Here is a 1,128-nt window from a genome sequence, read left to right as displayed (position 1 = left end):
GCTTCCGGGCCGGGCTGACGAGCTGGCAGGACCCTTCCTTCCTGGGGCCGCTCGGCCACCTCGTCCACCCGGCGGCGCCGGGCGGGACGGGGGAGGGGTTGGTGCGGGGGGCTGCGTCGGCGGGTGTGTCGGCGGCGTCGGGGGCATCGGCGGTGGCGCCGGCGTCGGCGGGGGTGGTCGTTCAGTCGTCGGCGGCGGAGCCGGTGGTGGTGGCGCGGTCGATGGTGGGGTCAGCAGGCTCGGAGGCGCCGGTCGCGCCGTCGTCGGTCGAGGGGTCGGCGGGCATGCAGACTCCGGTCGTGCAGTCGTCGGCCGTCGAGCCAGTGGTGGTGGCGCGGTCGATGGTGGAGCCATCGGTTGCGGAGCCGGTGATCGAGGGGCCGACGGTCGTGCCGTCGTCGGTTGAGGCGCCGGTGGTAGGGCGCCCGGTAGTGGAGCCATCGGTTACGGAGTCGGTGATCGAGGGGCCGACGGGCTTGCGGCCGTCGGTTGAGGCGCCGGTGGGCATGCAGGCACCGGTCGTGCAGTCGTCGGCCGTCGAGCCGGTGGTGGTGGCGCGTTCGGTTGCGGCGTCGTCGGGCGTGGAGCCGGTGGTCGTGCCGTCGGCGCCGCGTGCGGCCATGACGGTGGTCGCGCGGACCGTCGAGCAGCTGCCGGTGCGGAGACTGGCGCCTGCCGGAGTGCCGGAGCGGCCTCTCATCGGCGATTCGGTGCCTCTGGCGGCTTCGACACCGGCGCCGGTACAGCGAGTTGCGGAACCGCAGCCGAGAGGGGACGAGGCAGGCCGGTCGGAGCCGGTCGCACCGCCGCTGCTGCCGTCGCCTCCTGCCGTGCAGCGCTCGGCGCAGCCGGTCCAGCGGGTGGCAGCGGCAGCACCGCAGCCGAGCCGCCGGTTGGGACTGGGCGCACCGCTGGCGTCTCGTCCTGCTGTGCAGCGCGCGGCGGATGCGGGCCTTCCTGAACCACTTCCCCTGCCGAGCAGCAGCCCGGGATTTCCGCTCGTCCCACGCCGGTCGGGACGACTCGGCGCGCCGCTACCGAGCCCGTCGCCCGCCGTGCAGCGAACGGTGGAGGCGGCGCAGCCGACCGAGCCGCGCGCGGACGGCACGCCATCGTCGACGGCCCAGG

The 1,128-nt window shown here is 75.6% G+C and carries 1 pseudogene; it reads left to right on the top strand.

Annotated features, from left to right (window positions below):
- Window positions 1-284: 284 nt before the first annotated feature.
- Window positions 285-1,128 (top strand): annotated as a pseudogene (locus tag AB0O00_RS40765) (hypothetical protein); the annotation flags it as partial.

The organism is Kitasatospora sp. NPDC093558 (assembly GCF_040683475.1).
Taxonomy (GTDB): Bacteria; Actinomycetota; Actinomycetes; order Streptomycetales; family Streptomycetaceae; genus Kitasatospora.
Note: the sequence above shows the minus strand (reverse complement) of the source record. Positions and strands in the feature narration are given on the sequence as shown.